The sequence below is a fragment of the Leifsonia shinshuensis genome (assembly GCF_031456835.1).
Taxonomy (GTDB): Bacteria; Actinomycetota; Actinomycetes; order Actinomycetales; family Microbacteriaceae; genus Leifsonia; species Leifsonia shinshuensis_C.
In genome coordinates, this window is record NZ_JAVDVK010000001.1 from 1,880,285 (window position 1) to 1,899,122 (window position 18,838).

Sequence of the window (18,838 nt, forward strand, 5' to 3'; positions counted from 1 at the left end):
GCCGGGGGCCTTCGTGGCACGGACTACCCGCTTAGTTGTAGGTGCCGGGGGTGTAGTCGTCCGAGCTGAAGCTGTCGAAGTCGACGAAGCTCAGGTCGCTCTCGTTGAACGCGGAGTCGTCGGCGAAGATGCGGTTGGGGTACCGCTCCGCCTTGGCCTCCTCGGTCGCCTCCACCGAGACGTTCCGGTAGCGCGACAGGCCGGTTCCGGCCGGGATGAGCTTACCGATGATGACGTTCTCCTTGAGACCGATCAGCGGGTCGGACTTGCCCTCCATGGCCGCCTGCGTCAGGACGCGGGTGGTCTCCTGGAAGGACGCGGCCGACAGCCACGACTCGGTCGCCAGCGAGGCCTTGGTGATACCCATGACCTCCTGACGGGCGGACGCCGTCTTCTTGCCCTCCTGCAGCGCAGCACGGTTGATCTCGTTGTACCGCGAACGGTCGACGAGCTCACCCGGCAGCAGGTCGGTGTCGCCGTGGTCGACGACGGTGACCTTGCGGAGCATCTGGCGGACGATGACCTCGATGTGCTTGTCGTGGATCGGCACGCCCTGCGAGCGGTAGACGCCCTGGACGCCGCCCACCAGGTGCTTCTGGACCTCGCGGACGCCCTTCACCCGGAGGACCTCCTTCGGGTCGACGGTGCCGACGATCAGCTGCTGACCGAGGTCGACGTGCTGCCCGTCCTCCACCAGCAGGGTGGAGCGCTTCAGCACCGGGTAGACGTGCGGCTCGTCGCCGTTGTCCGGGGTCAGGATGACCTTGCGGGACTTGTCCGTCTCCTCGATGACGATGCGGCCGGCGGCCTCGGCGATCGGGGACGCACCCTTGGGGGTACGGGCCTCGAACAGCTCCTGGACGCGCGGCAGACCCTGGGTGATGTCGTCCGCGGACGCGGAACCACCGGTGTGGAACGTACGCATGGTGAGCTGCGTTCCGGGCTCGCCGATCGACTGGGCGGCGATGATGCCGACCGCCTCGCCGATGTCCACCAGCTTGCCGGTCGCGAGCGAACGGCCGTAGCAGGCGGCGCAGACGCCGACCGCCGACTCGCAGGTCAGCACGGAGCGGACCTTGATGTCGGTGACGCCGGCGGCGACCAGCTTGTCGATGAGCACGTCGCCCACGTCCTCGCCCGCCTTCGCGACCACGGTGCCGTCCGTGCCGACCGCGTCAGCGGCCAGCGTGCGGGCGAACACCGAGTTCTCGACGTTCGGGTCGCGGGTGAGGGTGCCGTCGGCGCCGACCGTCGCGATCGGCAGGTCGAGGCCCTTGGTCGTGCCGCAGTCGTCCTCACGGATGATGACATCCTGCGAGACGTCCACCAGACGACGGGTCAGGTAGCCCGAGTCCGCCGTACGGAGGGCCGTGTCGGCCAGACCCTTACGGGCACCGTGCGTCGCGATGAAGTACTCGGCCACCGACAGCCCCTCGCGGTACGAGGAGATGATCGGACGGGGGATGATCTCACCCTTCGGGTTGTTCACCAGACCACGCATACCGGCGATGTTGCGGACCTGCAGCCAGTTACCACGGGCACCGGACGTCACCATGCGGTTGATGGTGTTGTCCGCCGGGAAGTTGGCGCGCATGGCCTCGGCCACCTCGTTGGTCGCCTCGGTCCAGATCTTCACCAGCTCCTGGCGACGCTCGAGGTCGGTCGTCAGACCCTTCTCGAACTCGGAGGTGATCTTGGCGGCCTTCTTCTCGTAGCCGGCCACGATCTGCGCCTTGTTCGGCGGGGTCAGGATGTCGCTCAGCGACACCGTGACGCCCGAGCGGGTGCCCCAGTAGAAGCCGGCGTCCTTGATCCGGTCGAGCGCCGCGGCGACCTCCACCTTCGGGTATCGCTCGGCCAGGGCGTTCACGATCGACGAAATCGTGCCCTTGTCGGCGACATCCTCCACGTAGGGGTAGTCCGCCGGCAGCGTCTCGTTGAAGAGAGCGCGGCCCAGGGTGGTCTCCACGATCGCGGTGATCGGGGTGGCCCCGGTGTCGGCGGCGTCCGACGGCACGTAGTTGTCGAGACGGATCTTGACCTTGGCGTTCAGGTGCAGCGTGCCCTGGTCCTTCGCGAGGATCGCCTCGGAGACCGAGGAGAACGCGCGACCCTCGCCCACGGCGCCCTCGCGGACGGTGGTGAGGTGGTGCAGACCGATGATCATGTCCTGCGAGGGCAGGGTGACCGGGCGGCCGTCCGACGGCTTCAGGATGTTGTTCGAGGCGAGCATCAGGATGCGGGCCTCGGCCTGGGCCTCCACCGACAGCGGCAGGTGCACCGCCATCTGGTCGCCGTCGAAGTCCGCGTTGAACGCGGCGCAGACGAGCGGGTGGAGCTGGATGGCCTTGCCCTCGACGAGCTGCGGCTCGAACGCCTGGATGCCCAGACGGTGCAGGGTGGGTGCACGGTTCAGCAGCACGGGGCGCTCGCGGATGATCTCCTCGAGCACGTCCCAGACCTGCGGGCGCGAGCGCTCCACCATCCGCTTCGCGGCCTTGATGTTCTGAGCGTGGCTCAGGTCGATCAGGCGCTTGATGACGAACGGCTTGAACAGCTCCAGAGCCATCTGCTTGGGCAGACCGCACTGGTGCAGCTTGAGCTGCGGACCCACGATGATGACCGAACGGCCCGAGTAGTCCACGCGCTTTCCGAGCAGGTTCTGGCGGAAACGACCCTGCTTACCCTTCAGCATGTCGCTGAGGGACTTGAGGGCGCGGTTGCCGGTACCCGTGACGGGACGGCCGCGGCGGCCGTTGTCGAACAGCGCGTCGACGGCCTCCTGCAGCATGCGCTTCTCGTTGTTCACGATGATCTCGGGGGCGCCGAGATCGAGCAGACGACGGAGGCGGTTGTTGCGGTTGATCACGCGGCGGTACAGGTCGTTCAGGTCGCTGGTGGCGAAGCGGCCACCGTCGAGCTGGACCATCGGGCGCAGCTCCGGCGGGATGACCGGGACGACGTCGAGGACCATCGCGGCCGGCGAGTTGCCGGTCGCCAGGAACGACGACACCACGCGCAGACGCTTGATCGCGCGGATCTTCTTCTGGCCCTTGCCGGTGGCGATCTGCTCGCGGAGCAGCTCGGCCTCGGCGTTCAGGTCGAAGGCCTGCAGGCGGCGCTTGATCGCCTCGGCGCCCATGTAGGCCTCGAAGTACAGGCCGTAGCGGTCGAGGAGCTCGTTGAAGTCCGCGTCCTCCGGCTTGAGGTCGCCGACCTTGAGGGTGCGGAACGACTCCCACACGCGCTCGAGGCGGGCGATGTCCTCGTCGAACGACTTGCGGAGCTGGCCCATCTCCTTCTCGGCCGTGTCCTTGACACGGCGCTTCTGGTCGGCCTTGGCACCCTCCTCCTCGAGCGCCGCGAGGTCGGTCTCCAGGCGCTGCAGACGCTCGGCGACGCGGGCGTCGCGCTGGTCGGACAGCGTCTTGATCTCGAGGCGGAGCTCGTTCTCGAGGCCGGGAAGGTCGGCGTGGCGACCCTCCTCGTCGACCTCGATCACCATGTAGGCGGCGAAGTAGATGACCTTCTCGAGGTCCTTGGGCGCCATGTCGAGCAGGTAGCCGAGGCGGCTGGGCACACCCTTGAAGTACCAGATGTGCGTGACCGGGGCGGCGAGCTCGATGTGGCCCATGCGCTCACGACGGACGGAGGACTTGGTGACCTCCACGCCGCAGCGCTCGCAGACGATGCCCTTGAACCGGACGCGCTTGTACTTGCCGCACGAGCACTCCCAGTCGCGGGACGGTCCGAAGATCTGCTCGCCGAAGAGTCCATCCTTCTCCGGCTTCAGGGTCCGGTAGTTGATGGTCTCCGGCTTCTTGACCTCGCCGTAGCTCCAACGACGGATGTCGTCAGCGGTGGCCAGGCCGATACGCAGCTCGTCAAAAGTTGTTGCGTCGAGCAATGTGTTCACTCTCTCCTGTTTGAGATTCGTCAGTAGGTCTGGCTGCCGCTTAGATCTCGTCGATCGACGAGGACTCGAAGCGCGAGGAGATGTTGATGCCGAGCTCTTCCGCCGCGCGGAAGGCCTCGTCGTCCGAGTCGCGCAGGCTGACCGCCTGGCCGTCGGCCGAGAGCACCTCCACGTTCAGGCAGAGGGACTGCATCTCCTTGATGAGGACCTTGAAGGACTCCGGGATGCCCGGCTCCTGGATGTTCTCACCCTTGACGATGGCCTCGTAGACCTTGACGCGGCCGAGGATGTCATCCGACTTGATGGTCAGGAGCTCCTGCAGCGCGTACGCGGCACCGTAGGCCTCGAGGGCCCACACCTCCATCTCACCGAAGCGCTGACCACCGAACTGCGCCTTACCACCGAGCGGCTGCTGGGTGATCATCGAGTACGGGCCGGTCGAACGCGCGTGGATCTTGTCGTCGACCAGGTGGTGCAGCTTCAGGATGTACATGTAGCCGACCGAAACGGGGTCCGGGTACGGCTCGCCGGAGCGGCCGTCGAACAGCTGCGTCTTGCCGGAGGAGCCGATCAGGCGGTCGCCGTCGCGCGTCGGGAGCGTCGAGTCGAGCAGACCAGCGATCTCCTCCTCCTTCGCACCGTCGAACACCGGGGTCGCGACCTTCGTGTTCGGCGCGGCCGAGAAGGCCTGCTCCGGAAGCTCGGCGGCCCACTTCGGCTTGCCCTTGATCTCCCAGCCGTTCTTGGCGATCCACCCGAGGTGGATCTCCAGGACCTGACCGAAGTTCATTCGACCGGGGACACCCAGCGGGTTCAGGATGACGTCGACCGGCGTCCCGTCGGCGAGGAACGGCATGTCCTCGACCGGAAGGATCTTGGAGATGACGCCCTTGTTGCCGTGACGGCCGGCGAGCTTGTCACCCGCGGTGATCTTGCGCTTCTGGGCGATGTAGACCACCACGCGCTGGTTCACGCCGGAGCCGAGCTCGTCGTCGCCGTCCTGCGCGTCGAAGACCTTGACACCGATGACGGTGCCCTCCTCGCCGTGCGGGACCTTGAGGGAGGTGTCGCGCACCTCGCGGCTCTTCTCGTTGAAGATCGCGCGGAGCAGGCGCTCCTCGGCCGACAGCTCGGTCTCGCCCTTCGGCGTGACCTTGCCGACGAGGATGTCGCCGGGGCGCACCTCGGCGCCGATACGGATGATGCCGCGCTCGTCGAGGTCGGCCAGGAGGTCCGGGCTGACGTTCGGCAGGTCGCGGGTGATCTCCTCCTTGCCCAGCTTGGTGTCGCGGGCGTCGACCTCGTACTCCTCGATGTGGATCGAGGAGAGGGTGTCGTCCTTCACCAGGTTCTGGCTGAGGATGATCGCGTCCTCGAAGTTGTGACCCTCCCACGGCATGAACGCGACGAGCAGGTTCTTGCCGAGCGCGAGCTCGCCGTTCTCGGTCGCGGGACCGTCGGCGACGACCTCGCCCTGCTCGATGCGGTCACCCTCGTCGACGACCACGCGGTGGTTGTACGAGGTGCCCTGGTTCGAGCGGTCGAACTTGCGCAGGTAGTAGGTCTGGTACGTGCCGTCGTCGGCCATCACGGTGACCGCGTCGGCCGAGACCTCGCTGACCACACCGGACTTCTCCGCGGTGACCACGTCACCCGCGTCGATGGCCGCGTAGCCCTCCATACCGGTACCGACGACCGGGCTCTCCGAGCGGAGCAGCGGCACCGCCTGGCGCTGCATGTTCGCACCCATGAGGGCTCGGTTGGCGTCGTCGTGCTCGAGGAACGGGATCAGCGACGTACCGACCGACACCATCTGGCGCGGGGAGACGTCCATGTAGCCGATCTCGTCGGCGGGGATCAGGTCGACCTCGCCGCCCTTCTGACGGGCGAGCACGCGCTCCTCGACGAAGTGGCCGTTCGCGTCGAGCGGGGCGTTGGCCTGCGCGACGACGAAGTCGTCCTCCTCCGAAGCGGTGAGGTAGTCGATCTGGTCGGTGACCCGGCCCTCGACGACCTTGCGGTACGGCGTCTCGATGAAGCCGAAGGAGTTGATGCGCGCGAAGGACGCGAGCGAGCCGATCAGACCGATGTTCGGGCCTTCCGGCGTCTCGATCGGGCACATGCGGCCGTAGTGCGACGGGTGGACGTCACGGACCTCGACGCCGGCGCGCTCACGGCTCAGACCACCGGGGCCGAGCGCGGAGAGGCGGCGCTTGTGGGTCAGACCCGCGAGCGGGTTGTTCTGGTCCATGAACTGCGACAGCTGCGACGTTCCGAAGAACTCCTTGATCGCGGCGACGACGGGTCGCACGTTGATCAGGGTCTGCGGGGTGATCGCCTCGATGTCCTGCGTGGTCATGCGCTCGCGGACGACGCGCTCCATGCGGGAGAGACCGGTGCGGACCTGGTTCTGGATGAGCTCGCCGACGGCGCGGATACGACGGTTGCCGAAGTGGTCGATGTCGTCGATGTCGAGGCGGATGTCCGTCTCGACGCCGTTGCGGAGGCCCTTGAACGTGGTCTGGCCGTCGTGCAGGGCGACCAGGTACTTGATCGTGGCGATGATGTCCTGGACGGTCAGCACCGAGTCCGACAGCGGGGCCTCGAGGCCGAGCTTGCGGTTGATCTTGTAACGGCCGACCTTCGCGAGGTCGTAGCGCTTCGGGTTGAAGTAGAAGTTGTCGAGCAGCGCACGCGCGGCCTCGGCGGCGACCTGCTCGCCCGGACGCAGCTTGCGGTAGATGTCCTTGAGCGCCTCCTCCTTGGTGAGGATGGCGTCCTTCTCGAGGGTCAGCTCGATCGACTGGTACCCGGCGAACTCGGAGAGGATCTCCTCGCTCGTGAGGCCGAGGGCCTTGAGGAACACGGTGACCGACTGCTTGCGCTTGCGGTCGATGCGGACGCCGACCTGGTCGCGCTTGTCGATCTCGAACTCGAGCCACGCTCCACGGCTCGGGATCACGCGGGCCGAGAAGATGTCCTTGTCGGACGTCTTGTCGGGGGTGGCCTCGAAGTACACGCCCGGCGAGCGGACGAGCTGCGAGACGACGACGCGCTCGGTGCCGTTGATGATGAACGTGCCGCGCTCGGTCATGAGCGGGAAGTCGCCCATGAAGACCGTCTGCGTCTTGATCTCACCGGTGAGGTGGTTCATGAACTCGGCCTCGACGTAGAGCGGGGCCGCGTAGGTCTTGCCCTTCTCCTTGCACTCGTCGATCGAGTACTTCTTCTCTTCGAGGAAGGGGTTCGTGAACGAGAGCTGCATGGTCTCGCCGAGGTCCTCGATGGGAGAGATCTCCTCGAAGATCTCCTCGAGGCCCGTGTTGGCGGGCAGATCCTGACGACCCTGGGCCTCGGCCTCCGCGACGCGCGCCTTCCACGCGTCGTTTCCGACCAGCCAGTCGAAGCTCTCCGTCTGCAGTGCGAGCAGATCGGGAACGGTGAGGGTGTCCGTGATCTTTGCGAACGAGAGACGAGATGCGGCTCGTCCGTTCTTGGGTGTCTTGTCGGTGTTGGTTGCGTTGCGCGCAGCAGCCAAGGAAATAACCTCCGTGGGCCCGGTCGGCCCAGTTACTGTCGGTCGTGTAGTTGTCTGGACGAGAACTCCCAGTCGCGTCGCGCTGCCGTATATGACCCGAAAGGACGGGCCCAGGCACACGCGGAGAAGTCAGAGCCGACCGCAATATGAAGGCAGAAGTTTGACTGGGAGCGCAAAGAGCAACTATATGTCAATCAGACGCGCCGTGTCCAGTCTTTTCTTGACCGGAGGCGCGTACTGGGGTATAACCCGGCGAACGGCCGGATATTCCCGGTCGCTGCGGGCAGCTCGTGGCCCGATCAGGACCGGTGCGAGCGGTACGTCGGGAGGGTGTCGACGGTCGCGATGACGGCCTCCTCGCGGGTGCGCGGAGACCAGCCGAGCACTGTCTGCGCCTTGGCGGAGGTCGCCCGGCGCACCGACCCGAGGTCGGAGAGCGATCCGCGCACACGGCGGCTGAACGGCGCGGCGGCTTTGAGCATCCACATCGGCATGAGCTTCGTGCCGATGCGCCGGCCGGCGGCCTCGCCGAGGTGCCCGCGGATCAGGAGGGCGACCTCCTGGGCGCTCATCACATCGCCGGCGATCGCGAGGAAGCGCTGCCCGGCGGCCTCGGGCCGGGTCATGGCGAGAAGGTGCAGTTCGGCGACGTCGCGGACGTCGACGATGCCGAACCGGACGTCGGGCAGTCGCGGGAGGCGTCCCTCCTTCACCAGGCGGATCAGCTCGACCGAGGTGGAGACGTCGGGACCGAGCACCGGACCGAGGATCCCGACCGGGTTGACCGTGGCGAGCTCGAGCGGTGCACCGTCGGGGCGGGCGCCGTGCTCGGCGACGAAATCCCACGCCGCGCGCTCGGCGATCGTCTTCGACTGCACGTACGGGCTCACCGGGCGGCCGCTGTCGAGCTCCGTCCAGTCCTCCTCGGTGAAGGCCCGATCGGTCGGCGCGTGGCCGTAGCCGATGGCCGCGAAGGAGGAGGTGAGCACCACCCGCTCGACCCCGGCGTCGCGCGCTGCGCGGAGCACGCGGAGGGCCCCGTCGCGGGCGGGGCGGATCAGCTCGTCGGGGTCCTTGGGCTGCGTCGACGGGAACGGGGAGGCGACGTGCAGCACGAAGCGGCAGCCGGCCACCGCCTCCGCCCAGCCCTCGTCGGACGTCAGGTGGGCGATGGCGAACTCCAGGCGGTCGCCGGGGTCGTCGAGGCCGCCGGCCGCGAGCTGCGAGCGGACGTCGGCGGCGCGCGCGGGCGTCCGGATGGTGGTGCGCACGCGGTAGCCGGCGTTCAGCAGGGCGAGGACGCAGTGGGCGCCGAGGAAGCCGGAGCCGCCGGTGACGAGGACGCGGTCGGGGGTGGTGCTCGGATCGCTCACGGGTCCCATCCTTCTCCCGGTTGCGCGGCGGCGCTACCGCCGCGGGTGACTGCGGTCGTACGGAACGAGTGCGGGTGCGCGACGGGGCGCAGACGTTCCGCGACGCAGCAGTCGCGAGAAGCGGGCGGAGGGCGGAGGTTGGGCGGGCGGAGGGCGGAGGTGGGGCGGGGGCGGGTCAGGAGCGGACGAGGGCGATGGCCTGGGCGCGGTCGCGGACGGCGAGCTTGGCGAAGATCGCGTTGATGTGGGTCTTGACCGTGGCGACGCTGACGAAGAGGGTCGCGGCGATCTCGGCGTTGCTCAGGCCGTCGCCGACCAGGGCCAGCACCTCGGCCTCGCGGCGGGTCAGTGCGGGGAAGCGGTGCGTGAGCGCGGCGGCCGCGTCCGCGGGGCCGGCGGCGTCGGCGGGCGCCGCCGGGGCGCCGGCGCTGAAGGCGCCGATCACGCGCGCGCCGACCTCGGGGGCGAGCGTGGTCTGGCCGCTCGCGACCGCGCGGACGGCGGCGGCCAGCTCGGACCGGCCGGCGTCCTTGGTGAGGTAGCCGCGGGCTCCGGCGCGCAGCGCACCCATGATGGATGCGTCGTCGGCGTAGGTGGTCAGGATGAGCACCGCGGTTTCCGGCGCCTCGTCGCGCACCCGGGCGGTCGCGGCAGCCCCGTCGAGCACGGGCATGCGCAGGTCCATCAGCAGCACGTCGGGTCGCTCGGCGACGGCGAGCGCCACCGCCGCCTCCCCGTCGGCTGCTTCGCCGACGACCTCCATGTCGGGCAGCAGTCCGAGGACGGTGACCAGGCCGTCGCGGATGATCGCCTGGTCGTCGGCCACGGCGACGCGGATGCGGTCTGGCGCGGTCACTGCAGGACCGCCGTGACCGTGACGGTGAAACTGTCCGCCGTCTCGGCGACCTCGACGGACCCGCCCGCGGGCAGCGCCGCGAAACGCTCGCGCATGCCCTGCAGTCCGTGACCGCCGCCGGTCGCGGCGAGCGCCGAGGCCGCAGCTTCCGCGGCGGATACCGCGGCCGTGCCGTCCCCGGCGGATGCGGCGGCGAGCGGGTTGGAGATCGTGAGGCGCACGCGGTCATCCTGCCAGGCGAGGTCCAGCCGCACGGGCTGACCGGGCGCGTGCTTCCTGGCGTTGCTCAGCGCCTCCTGCGCCGCCCGCTGGAAGGCGGCGCTTTGCGCGGGGGTGACGGAGCGCGGAGTGCCCGTCACCGAGAGCTCGGCGCCGCCGCCCAGGGAGCGGTGCGTCGCCACGGCGTCGGCGAGGGCATCCTCGAGCGCGGGAGCAACGGTGGCCTCCCCCGCGACGGCCGGGTCGCGGAGCGCGGCGACCGCGCGCCGCGCCTCTCCCAGTCCCTCCGCCGCGAGGCCGCGGGCGGCGACGACCCGGGAGCGGGCGGAGGCGGTGTCGCCTGCCTCGAGCAGCGCATCCACCGCGTCTAGCTGGATCACGAGGCCGCCGAGGCTGTGCGCGAGCACGTCATGCAGATCGCGGGCGATCGCGACGCGGGACGCCTCCTCCCGCCTCTCCACCTCGCGCTCGCGCAGGAGGGCCGCCTGCTCCTCCGCCACGCGGAACTGGCGCCGGCTCAGGCCGCCGAAGACGCCCAGCAGCATCCCGCCCATCATCGCGAGCACGGCCAGCACCGGCGCTCCGACCGGCACCGCCCCGACGGCGACCAGGGCCGCACCGACGCCACCGAGGAGGAGCCCCTCCCACAGCGGCTCCCGCGGGTCGCCGAGGAGGGCGACCACGGCGACGGCGGCCGGCACGATCGTCAGTCCGTCGGTCACGGCGGCGATCGGAGCGGCGATCAGGACGATCACGACGGAGCAGACGGCCGCCGCGCGACCGAGGCCCGCCCGGGCGAGCAGGCCGCGCACGATCCAGAGGGCGACGCTCACGAGCCCGAGGGCGAGCGCCCAGGGCGGGCGCACCGACGAGTGCGTGGTGAGGAGCCCGTAGCCGACCGCCGCCGCGCCGACCGCGGTCAGCGCGAGGGACAGCCAGCTGGGACGGACGGAGTTCACTCGACCATCATGCAGCCAGGGCGCACGGGCGCGCCGTCACGCCGCCACCGCGGCGTGACGGTCGAGCCGCGCGGCGAAGACCGCCGTCCGCGCGGCGCGGTTCGCCGCGAACACCAGGAGGATGATGCCGGTCGATGCCACCAGGTGGGCCCCGGCCTGAGACGCCAGCACGTCGATCACGACACGGACGGCGATCACGGCCACCCACAGCACGAGCCCGAGCACACCGGTGCGCGACTCGTACACCGCGATGTCGGTCGGGTTCTTGCCCGCGACCACGGGCTCCGGGAGGCGGCGGAACCGGGCGATCGCGCCCATCCAGGCGCCGATGGCGAGCGACAGCACGATCTCGCCGGAGATGACGGCCAGGTCGAGCGCGGTGATGGTCGCCGGGTGCGCCTGCTGCACGAGCAGCACCGCACCGACGACCGCGAAGACGGCCGGCCCTCGCCACATCCGCGAGACGACGACCGGCCGCCACGTGAGCTGCCGGTAGCCGACCCACCCGATCAGCAGGAGGATGAGGATCGCGTTTCCGAGCGTCTGGACAGTCATGGGAGCCTTTCCGGCCGGAACATCCGGCACCCCTCCAGCGTCGCGCCGCGGCGCCCACACCCGGCACAGCCGACGGGTGGAGATGCGGGTGGAGATCCGGGTGGAGGAACGGGCCGGACGAGCGGGGCGGATGCCGCGACTAGGCTGCCGGTGTGCCTCAGAACCCGGCGTCGCAGCATCCCTCGGTCACGCTCTCGGAGAGCGGATACCTGGCGACGGTCGAGCCGGACCGGTTCGTCCCCGGCGCGTACCAGCTGGTGGTGGACGGCACACCGCAGTCGCACGTGAACCTCGACGACCCGACGCAGCTGTTCTTCGAGTACGTGCAGCGGATGGGTAACGTCATCGACCTCATCGGCGAGCCCGGCGAGCCGATCACCGCGGTGCACCTCGGCGCCGGGGCGCTCACCCTCCCGCGCTACATCGCGTACACCCGGCCGGGGTCGCGGCAGCAGGTGGTGGAGCTGGAGAGCCGCCTGGTGGACCTGGTGCGCGAGCACCTGCCGCTCCCCCGCTACGCGCAGATCCGCATCCGGCACGGGGATGCCCGCGAGGTCGTCGGCAAGCTGCCCGCCGGGCTGCGCGGCCAGGTCGACCTGCTCGTGGTGGACATCTTCAGCGGCTCCCGCACACCGGCGCACGTGACCAGCGTGGAGTTCTACCGCTCGGCGGTGTCACTGCTGAAGCCGGACGGCATCGTGCTCGTCAACGTCGCCGACGGACCGCCGCTCACCTTCGCGCGGAGCCAGGTGTCGACGCTGGGCGCGGTCGTCGAGAACGTCGCGGCGCTCGCCGAGACGCAGGTGCTGAAGGGCCGACGGTTCGGCAATGTGGTGCTGGTCGGCTCCAACTCGCCGCTACCGCTGGAGTGGCTGCCGCGGCTGCTGGCGAGCGGTCCGCATCCCGCCAAGGCCGTCGCGGGCGCGGAGCTGCGGACGTTCGCCGCGGGTGCTCCGATCGTGACGGATGCGACCAGCGTGCCGTCGCCGACGCCGGCGCGCAGCATCTTCCAGACCGGGACGCGGCGGGAGTGAAACCCCGCCCGCGCGCGCGGGCCGATGCGCGTCAGGCGTGCCGGAACCGCACCGGCTGGCCCGGGCGCAGCTGCCCGAACGCATCAAGCGACGAGTCGGCGACGACCGCGATCGCCGGGTAGCCGCCGGTCACCGGGTGGTCGGCGAGCAGCACGGTGGGACGGCCGTCCGGCGACACCTGCACACAGCCTGCGACCATGGGCTCGCTCGGCAGCTCGCCCACGACCGCACGTTCGAGTACCGGGACCTCCGGCACGGCGGGTGCGGTGTGGCGGCCGGTGGGCGGTGGGTCGAGCCGCACGCCGATGCGATCGCTGCGGTCGGCGGCGCGCCAGTCGAGCGTGAAGAAGGCGTCGAGAGCCGCCTCCGTGAACCAGTCCGCGCGCGGGCCCCGGTAGGCGCGCACCTCGACCCCGTCGGTCGTCGGCTCGGCGACCGGGACGAAGTCGAGCAGCGGGAGGTCGGTACCGGGATGCTCGCCGAGCGGCAGCACGTTGCCCGCTGCGAGCGGCGCCGGCCCGAGACCCGCCAGGGTGTCGCGCGACCGGGAGCCGAGGACGGGAGGCACGTCGATGCCGCCGAGGACGGCGAGGTAGCGGCGGGCTCCTGCGACGGCCGTGCCGATGCGAAGCGTCTGGCCGGCGCGGGCGCGGACCGCCTGGTGCGCATCCACCAGGCGGTCGTCGAGCAGCAGCGGGCCGGTCGCGCCGGTCACCGCGAACCACGTGTCGCGCTCGAACTCCACCGCGAGGCCGCCGAGCAGCGCCTCCACCCCGGCGTCGCTCTCGCGGTTGCCGAGAAGCCGGTTGGCGAGGCGCAGGGCACCGCGGTCGAGCGCGCCGGAGCGGCCGACCCCGACGACGGCGAGGCCCGGCCGCCCCAGATCCTGCACCAGGGCCAGCGGACCGGGGTCCAGGATGCGGACGCTCACGACGCCTCCCGGAAGCGCACGACGGTGCCCGGCCGGAGCAGTGCGGGAGGGTCGGCGGCCTCGTCCCAGAGCACCGCATCCGTGCGGCCGATCAGCTGCCAGCCGCCCGGGCTGGAGCGGGGGTAGACGCCGCTGAAGGCTCCGGCCAGCCCGACGGATCCGGCGGGGACGGAGGTGCGGGGCGTGCTGCGCCGCGGCACCTCGAGCGGCGCCGCGTGGGCATCGGCGACGAGGTACGCGAACCCCGGGGCGAAGCCGCCGAACGCCACCCGCCACGGCGTGCCGGTGTGCGCCGCGACCACGTCGCGCTCGGTCAGCCCGGTGATCCGCGCGACTTCCGAGAGGTCCTCGCCGTCGTACCTCACGGCCACGTCGACGATCCGCTCCTCGCCCGCCTCCGGCTCCCGGGGAGGGGTGCGCTCCACCCACGCGGCTGCGGCGCTGAGCGGCAGGATGCGCGGCTCGACCTCCACCGCGATGGTGCGGGCGGCGGGGACGAGGTCCACGACCCCGTAGGGGCGCGTGGACTCGAGGCCGCGGAACAGCGCGAGCACCGCGTCCAGCCCGTCCAGCTCGATCAGGAGCGCACGATCCCCGTACGGGAGGATGCGGCGGGTCACGCGAACGGCTCCACGGCGACGCCCGCCCCGGCGAGCGCGTCGCGCACGGCGCGGGCCATCGTCACGGCGCCCGGGGTGTCGCCGTGCACGCACAGCGAGTCGACCTCGACCGGGATGTCGGTGCCGTCGGCCGCTGTGACGCGGCCCTCCTCGACCATGCGAACGGCACGGGCGGCGATGGCCGCGTCGTCCGTCAGCAGGGCGCCCGGCTCGGTGCGCGGCACGAGGGTGCCGTCGGCGCGGTAGCCGCGGTCCACGAAGGCCTCGCGCACGAACCGGAGGCCGGCGTCCCGCGCCGCGTGCTCGACCGCCGAGCCGGCGAGGCCGAGCAGGGCGAGCGACGGGTCGAAGGCGAGCACCGCATCCACCACCGCCCGCGCTTGGGCGTCGTCGCGGACGATGCGGTTGTACAGCGCGCCGTGCGGCTTCACGTAGCGGACGGCCGTGCCGGCTACCCGCGCCAGGCCGTGCAGCGCCGACAGCTGGTACAGCACCTCATCGCGCAGCTCGCCCGGCGGGACATCCATCGACCGGCGGCCGAAACCGGCCAGGTCGCGGTACGAGACGTGCGCACCCACGGTCACGCCGTTCGCCGCCGCCTCCCGGCAGGTCGCGAGCATGGTGGAGGCGTCACCCGCGTGGAAGCCGCAGGCCACGTTGGCGCTCGACACGAGCCGCAGCAGGGCGGCGTCGTCGCCCATCGACCAGGCGCCGAAGGACTCGCCGAGGTCGCTGTTGAGGTCGATGGGACGCGTCATGTCCCTATTGTGCCAACCTCGGTCGCCGGCTCCCTCGGCACTACTGCCGGGCGCGCGCCGCCCGCGCCCGGTGCGCCCGGACCTTCGCGCGGTTGCCGCAACGCTGCATCGAGCACCAGCGGCGGGTGCCGCTGCGCGAGGTGTCGAGGTAGACCAGGCGGCAGTCGTCGGCGGAGCACTCGCGGATCCGGCCGTCCACGTCCGGTCCGAACAGGCGCACGGCGTCGCGCGCGATCGAGCCAAGGGCCTGGTGCGGGCGCGCGTTCGTGCGACCCGCCTGACGGCCGCCGCCGGCCAGCACCGGCGGGATGTCCGGGGTGGCGGCGAACAGGTTCACGACGTCCACGTCGTCGGGCGACAGCGGGTCGCCGACGCTCGCCTGGCGCGCCAGGCGGCCGATCGCCGCGCGCAGGCCGCCGGCGTCGCGGAACTCGCGCTCCCCCGCGGTCGGCGCGACCTCGGGGAACCGCTCGACCAGCCAGTCGTTGAGCGCTGCCGCGTCGCGGACTGTCGCGTCCTCCCCCGCCTCGGAGTCGAGGCCGCCGGTGTAGGCGAAGTCGAGGGCGAGCGAGCCCGAGTCGAACCACCAGCGCTGCCCGTCGGCGGGCTCCATCCACTGGCCGGTCCCTCGGGTGAGTATCGCTTCCATCGCCATGTAACCAACATAGTCGGTTAGCGGATGCGGCAGCCGCAACGAGGCCGGAGGGCCCCCGATACTGTACCGGACCGGCGGCACCGCGACCGGGCACGAGCGTCGACCCGCTTTGGCATACTGGGCGGATGACCGCGACCCGCCCCGACTCGACCGCGACGCTGGAGGGCGCGACGGTGCGTCTGCGCGCGCTCACGCTGGACGACCTCCCGGACCTCTTCGACGCGATCGGCCGTGCCGAGGTGTTCGCCGGCGGGTGGGGCGGCGGTCCCGCGGCGTTCCGCGATACCTACGAGGAGTGGCGGGAGTTCATCCTGCGCTACCTCGACTGGGAGCGCAGCAACGTGACCGCCGTGGTGCTCCGTGACGGCGACCGCCTGGTCGGCACCACGACCCTCGGCGACTTCGACCTGGTCAACGAGTCCGCGCACATCGGCTGGACGGCGTACGCGCCCGAGGCGTGGGGCGGTCGCGTGAACGCCGAGACGAAGCGCCTGCTGCTCGGCACCGCCTTCGACCACGGCTTCGAGCGCGTGAAGCTGCAGGCCGACGTGCTCAACGAACGCTCGCGGGCGGCGATCGTGCGGCTCGGGGCGAGATTCGAGGGCGTCCTCCGGCACACCCAGCGCCGCGCGGACGGCACCTGGCGGGACACGGCCGTGTACTCCATCCTGAGCGACGAGTGGCCGGCGGTGCGGGATGGTCTCGACGAGCGGCTCGGGGTCGCGCACGCCTGAACCCGGGAGGCTCGGCGCCGGGCGCTACTCCGTCGCGGCCGCCGCGGCGACCCGGCGCTGCGCCGGGGAGACCTCGCGGTGCTGCCAGGCGATCAGGTTCGCGGCGTCGAACCGCCGGCTGCACGCCCCGCACGCCAGGGCGCGGGCGGGCTTGCGGTAGCGGTAGTGCGTGTGTCCGTTCGGGCAGGTTCCCACCCACGGGGCCAGGTCGTCGGCGATCGCACCCCCGTGCAGGCGCTTGCCCTCGTAGCCGAGGTCGAGCGCGATCGCGCGCCAGCGCGGGCCGTGACCGGCCCGGGAGCCCGCGAGCGCGTGCGCGACCTCGTGCAGCAGGATCTGGTGGATCTCGTCGTCCTCGTAGCGCGCCGCCAGGTAGCGCGAGACGGTGATCCGCTTGGTGGTGTAGTTGCACAGGCCCGCGCGGGTCTTGGCGTTGTCGAAACCGAAACTCCAGACGGACGGATCCAGGTGCAGGGCGATCAGGGCATCCGCCCAGCGCCGCACGCGGTCGAGCTCGGCCATCAGCGACGGTCCCCGCCCGGAGCGCTCCACTCCTCCATGTCGAGCATCCTACGCGTGATCGGTGCCGCCCTGGCCGTCCGGTGAACCGGCACCGCCGGCGCTGCCGCGCTGCACGTCGAGGGCGGACTGCACGACGGCGACCGCGGTGAGCGCCGCCTGGATCTCGGCCGGAGAGGCGCCCAGCTTCTCGCGCAGGAACACCGCAGCCGTCATGTCGGCCAGGGCGTTCTCGTAGTCGCCCGTGTCGAACCACACCTTCCCGCGGTTCTGGATGGCGAACGCCTCCAGCGCCGTCCACTCCCGGCCCCGGGCCTCGTCGACGCATCCGGTCAGCTCGATGATCGCCTCGTCGGCCTTGCCCTGGTACTGCAGCACCTGGGCGTGACGGATGCGCGCGCCGAGCAGCTGCTCGCGGTCGCCGGTGAACCGCGCCTGGCGCACCGCCTCGTTGGCGATGTCGATGGCCTCGTCGAGCCGGCCCAGCAGACGCAGCAGCACGGCCTTCTCGTTGAGCGCGCTCAGGCTGCGCAGGCTGCCGAGCTCCTCGAGCCGCTCGCCGGCAGCGCGCAGATCGACGCGTTCGCGCAGGGTGGTCGGATCGTATCCGAGGATGATGCTCAGGGTTCTGCTCCCGATCGGTGTCTCGCTCACAAGACTACCCGCAGCGGGCGCTCAGCCCGGGCGCTTGACAGCCTGCGCGGGAGTGAGCGGCACCTCGATGAGCCTGTCGTCGCCGGAGCGCGGGGATCCGCGGCCGTCGGTGTTGTTCGTCAGCAGCCAGATGCGGTCACCGACGGCCACCGCATCCCGGATCCGTCCGAACTCGCCGGCGAAGAACGGGGCGACGGAGACGGGTGCTCCGCCGTCGGTCGGCCACACCGTCCAGAGCCGCTCCCCGCGGAGCGCGGCCAGGAAGATCGTGTCGCCGACGACCGCGAGACCGCTCGGGCTCGCCTCGTCCGTCGGCCACTGGTGGACGGGATCGATGAACCGCGGATCGCCGCCGACGCCTTCGACGACCGGCCAGCCGTAGTTGTTCCCCGGGTGGATGATGTTGAGCTCGTCCCACGTGTTCTGGCCGAACTCGGCGGCCCACATCGTGCCGCGGGAGTCCCAGCCGATGCCCTGCGGGTTGCGGTGGCCGTAGCTCCACACCGGCGAGCCGGGGAACGGGTTGTCCGCGGGGACGTCGCCGTCGGGGGTCAGCCGCAGGATCTTGCCGCCGAGATACGCCACGTCCTGCGCACGCTGGGGGTCGGAGGCGTCGCCGACGGTGACGTAGAGCATGCCGTCCGGCCCGAACGCGATCCGGCCGCCGTCGTGGTTGGACGCCTTGGGCAGGCCGGTCAGCACGGGCTCGGGCGCGCCGAGCGCGTAGCTTCCCGGCACGCCGCTCAGCGGCATCCGCACCACCCGGTTGTCCTCGCCGGTCGTCAGGTAGGCGTACAGGGATGCGGGGGCAGAGTCCGCCTGCACCGCGAGGCCGAGGAGACCTGCCTCGCCCTGGTGCACCACCCCCGGAACGGTGCCCACCGGTCGCAGGCCGCCCGCCGGCAGCCGTTCGAGCACGGCGCCGGAGTCGCGCTCGCTGATCAGGGCCGAACCGCTCGGGAGGCGGAGGACCGACCAGGGCGCCTCCAACCCGGTCTCGAGCACGGTGGATGCGCCGCTCGGCTGCCAGGGGATCGCCGCGACCGCGGCCGAGGTGCCCGTCGGCCGTGGCGTCGAGGTCGGTGTTCGGGTGACCGTCGGATCGGGCGTCGGCGGCGCCGAGCATCCCGCCAGAACGAACACGGCCGCCGTCAGGGCGAGAAGCCCTGAGCGGCGGCCGGGACGGGACATCGTCGGCTCCGGTCGTCAGTCGACGACGCGGACGTCCTTCCAGAAGGCGACGTAGTTGCTGTAGTCCTTACCCACCCGGTCGAACGAGCTCGGGTACGGGGTCGGGTAGCTCCAGGCGCGATCCTGCAGCACGCCGCCGTCCTCCGACTTCACGGAGAAGTACTGGCACTCGCCCTTCCAGGGACAGGTGTACGGCGTGTCGCTCTCGACCAGGTACTCGGACTTGACGCTCGCGGGCGGGAAGTACCAGTTGCCCTCGATGCGGATCAGCTCCTCCTGCGGGGCCTCGGCGATGACGGTGTCGTTCAGCACGGCTTTCATGTAAA

The 18,838-nt window shown here is 70.9% G+C and carries 16 protein-coding genes; 2 read left to right on the forward strand and 14 right to left on the reverse strand.

Features of this window, described 5'->3' with window-relative positions; translation table 11 throughout:
* Nucleotides 1-31: 31 nt before the first annotated feature.
* The 6 genes from rpoC to J2W45_RS09245 form a co-directional block, all read right to left on the reverse strand.
* Complete coding sequence (gene rpoC / locus J2W45_RS09220) at nucleotides 32-3,907, reverse strand: DNA-directed RNA polymerase subunit beta' (RefSeq protein ID WP_310134997.1); 3,876 nt, start codon at nucleotides 3,905-3,907, stop codon at nucleotides 32-34.
* Between the two features lie 49 nt (nucleotides 3,908-3,956).
* Nucleotides 3,957-7,454, reverse strand: a complete 3,498-nt coding sequence (rpoB, locus tag J2W45_RS09225) for a DNA-directed RNA polymerase subunit beta (protein ID WP_310131019.1) — start codon at nucleotides 7,452-7,454, stop codon at nucleotides 3,957-3,959.
* A gap of 299 nt (nucleotides 7,455-7,753) precedes the next feature.
* The gene (locus tag J2W45_RS09230; protein ID WP_310131020.1) at nucleotides 7,754-8,827 is read right to left on the reverse strand and encodes an SDR family oxidoreductase; all 1,074 of its coding nucleotides are present in this window, start codon (nucleotides 8,825-8,827) and stop codon (nucleotides 7,754-7,756) included.
* 175 nt (nucleotides 8,828-9,002) lie between these two features.
* A complete protein-coding gene (locus tag J2W45_RS09235) occupies nucleotides 9,003-9,683 on the reverse strand; it encodes a response regulator transcription factor (protein WP_310131021.1) in 681 nt (226 codons plus the stop codon).
* Nucleotides 9,680-10,861: a sensor histidine kinase gene (locus tag J2W45_RS09240; protein ID WP_310131022.1), complete on the reverse strand. Its 1,182-nt coding sequence runs from the start codon at nucleotides 10,859-10,861 to the stop codon at nucleotides 9,680-9,682. The genes J2W45_RS09235 and J2W45_RS09240 overlap by 4 nt, the downstream gene beginning before the upstream one ends.
* Before the next feature lie 36 nt (nucleotides 10,862-10,897).
* A complete protein-coding gene (locus J2W45_RS09245) occupies nucleotides 10,898-11,416 on the reverse strand; it encodes a hypothetical protein (protein ID WP_310131024.1) in 519 nt (172 codons plus the stop codon).
* 152 nt (nucleotides 11,417-11,568) lie between these two features.
* On the opposite strand from J2W45_RS09245, the gene J2W45_RS09250 reads away from it, so the two are divergent.
* Nucleotides 11,569-12,450 carry a spermidine synthase gene (locus J2W45_RS09250; protein ID WP_310131026.1) on the forward strand — a complete coding sequence of 294 codons (882 nt, stop codon included), beginning with the start codon at nucleotides 11,569-11,571 and terminating at the stop codon, nucleotides 12,448-12,450.
* 31 nt (nucleotides 12,451-12,481) lie between these two features.
* On the opposite strand, the gene J2W45_RS09255 is transcribed toward J2W45_RS09250, so the two are convergent.
* Genes J2W45_RS09255 through J2W45_RS09270 form a run of 4 tightly spaced genes read right to left on the reverse strand, consistent with a single transcriptional unit; the run spans nucleotide 12,482 to nucleotide 15,414 of the window.
* A complete protein-coding gene (locus tag J2W45_RS09255; RefSeq protein ID WP_310131028.1) occupies nucleotides 12,482-13,381 on the reverse strand; it encodes a 5-oxoprolinase subunit C family protein in 900 nt (299 codons plus the stop codon).
* On the reverse strand, nucleotides 13,378-14,001 hold the full coding sequence (locus J2W45_RS09260; RefSeq protein WP_310131030.1) for a 5-oxoprolinase subunit B family protein: 624 nt from the start codon (nucleotides 13,999-14,001) through the stop codon (nucleotides 13,378-13,380). The genes J2W45_RS09255 and J2W45_RS09260 overlap by 4 nt, the downstream gene beginning before the upstream one ends.
* Nucleotides 13,998-14,759 (reverse strand): LamB/YcsF family protein, encoded by a 762-nt coding sequence (locus tag J2W45_RS09265; RefSeq protein ID WP_310131032.1) that lies wholly within the window; start codon nucleotides 14,757-14,759, stop codon nucleotides 13,998-14,000. Before J2W45_RS09265 ends, J2W45_RS09260 begins: the two co-directional genes overlap by 4 nt.
* Nucleotides 14,760-14,799: 40 nt before the next feature.
* Nucleotides 14,800-15,414, reverse strand: coding sequence for a CGNR zinc finger domain-containing protein (locus tag J2W45_RS09270; RefSeq protein WP_310131033.1), 615 nt, complete (start codon nucleotides 15,412-15,414; stop codon nucleotides 14,800-14,802).
* A gap of 125 nt (nucleotides 15,415-15,539) precedes the next feature.
* On the opposite strand from J2W45_RS09270, the gene J2W45_RS09275 reads away from it, so the two are divergent.
* Entirely contained in the window at nucleotides 15,540-16,148 is a 609-nt protein-coding gene (locus J2W45_RS09275) for a GNAT family N-acetyltransferase (RefSeq protein WP_310131036.1), read from the forward strand.
* Nucleotides 16,149-16,172: 24 nt separating this feature from the next.
* Here the strand turns inward: J2W45_RS09275 and J2W45_RS09280 are convergent, their stop codons facing one another.
* Genes J2W45_RS09280 through J2W45_RS09295 form a run of 4 tightly spaced genes read right to left on the reverse strand, consistent with a single transcriptional unit; the run spans nucleotide 16,173 to nucleotide 18,833 of the window.
* Nucleotides 16,173-16,670, reverse strand: coding sequence for a SprT-like domain-containing protein (locus J2W45_RS09280; RefSeq protein ID WP_310131039.1), 498 nt, complete (start codon nucleotides 16,668-16,670; stop codon nucleotides 16,173-16,175).
* A gap of 48 nt (nucleotides 16,671-16,718) precedes the next feature.
* Nucleotides 16,719-17,321: a tetratricopeptide repeat protein gene (locus J2W45_RS09285; RefSeq protein ID WP_310131042.1), complete on the reverse strand. Its 603-nt coding sequence runs from the start codon at nucleotides 17,319-17,321 to the stop codon at nucleotides 16,719-16,721.
* Between the two features lie 21 nt (nucleotides 17,322-17,342).
* On the reverse strand, nucleotides 17,343-18,512 hold the full coding sequence (locus tag J2W45_RS09290; protein WP_310131045.1) for a PQQ-dependent sugar dehydrogenase: 1,170 nt from the start codon (nucleotides 18,510-18,512) through the stop codon (nucleotides 17,343-17,345).
* Nucleotides 18,513-18,527: 15 nt separating this feature from the next.
* Nucleotides 18,528-18,833: a DUF427 domain-containing protein gene (locus J2W45_RS09295; RefSeq protein WP_310131046.1), complete on the reverse strand. Its 306-nt coding sequence runs from the start codon at nucleotides 18,831-18,833 to the stop codon at nucleotides 18,528-18,530.
* Between the last annotated feature and the right edge of the window lie 5 nt (nucleotides 18,834-18,838).

Bases quoted from the DNA above. Each gene is read 5' to 3' on its own strand.
- J2W45_RS09290 (WP_310131045.1), bottom strand. From the start codon at position 18,512: ATGTCCCGTCCCGGCCGCCGCTCAGGGCTTCTCGCCCTGACGGCGGCC.
- J2W45_RS09280 (WP_310131039.1), bottom strand. From the start codon at position 16,670: ATGGCCGAGCTCGACCGCGTGCGGCGCTGGGCGGATGCCCTGATCGCC.
- J2W45_RS09270 (WP_310131033.1), bottom strand. From the start codon at position 15,414: ATGGCGATGGAAGCGATACTCACCCGAGGGACCGGCCAGTGGATGGAG.
- J2W45_RS09295 (WP_310131046.1), bottom strand. From the start codon at position 18,833: ATGAAAGCCGTGCTGAACGACACCGTCATCGCCGAGGCCCCGCAGGAG.
- J2W45_RS09245 (WP_310131024.1), bottom strand. From the start codon at position 11,416: ATGACTGTCCAGACGCTCGGAAACGCGATCCTCATCCTCCTGCTGATC.
- J2W45_RS09275 (WP_310131036.1), top strand. From the start codon at position 15,540: ATGACCGCGACCCGCCCCGACTCGACCGCGACGCTGGAGGGCGCGACG.
- J2W45_RS09265 (WP_310131032.1), bottom strand. From the start codon at position 14,759: ATGACGCGTCCCATCGACCTCAACAGCGACCTCGGCGAGTCCTTCGGC.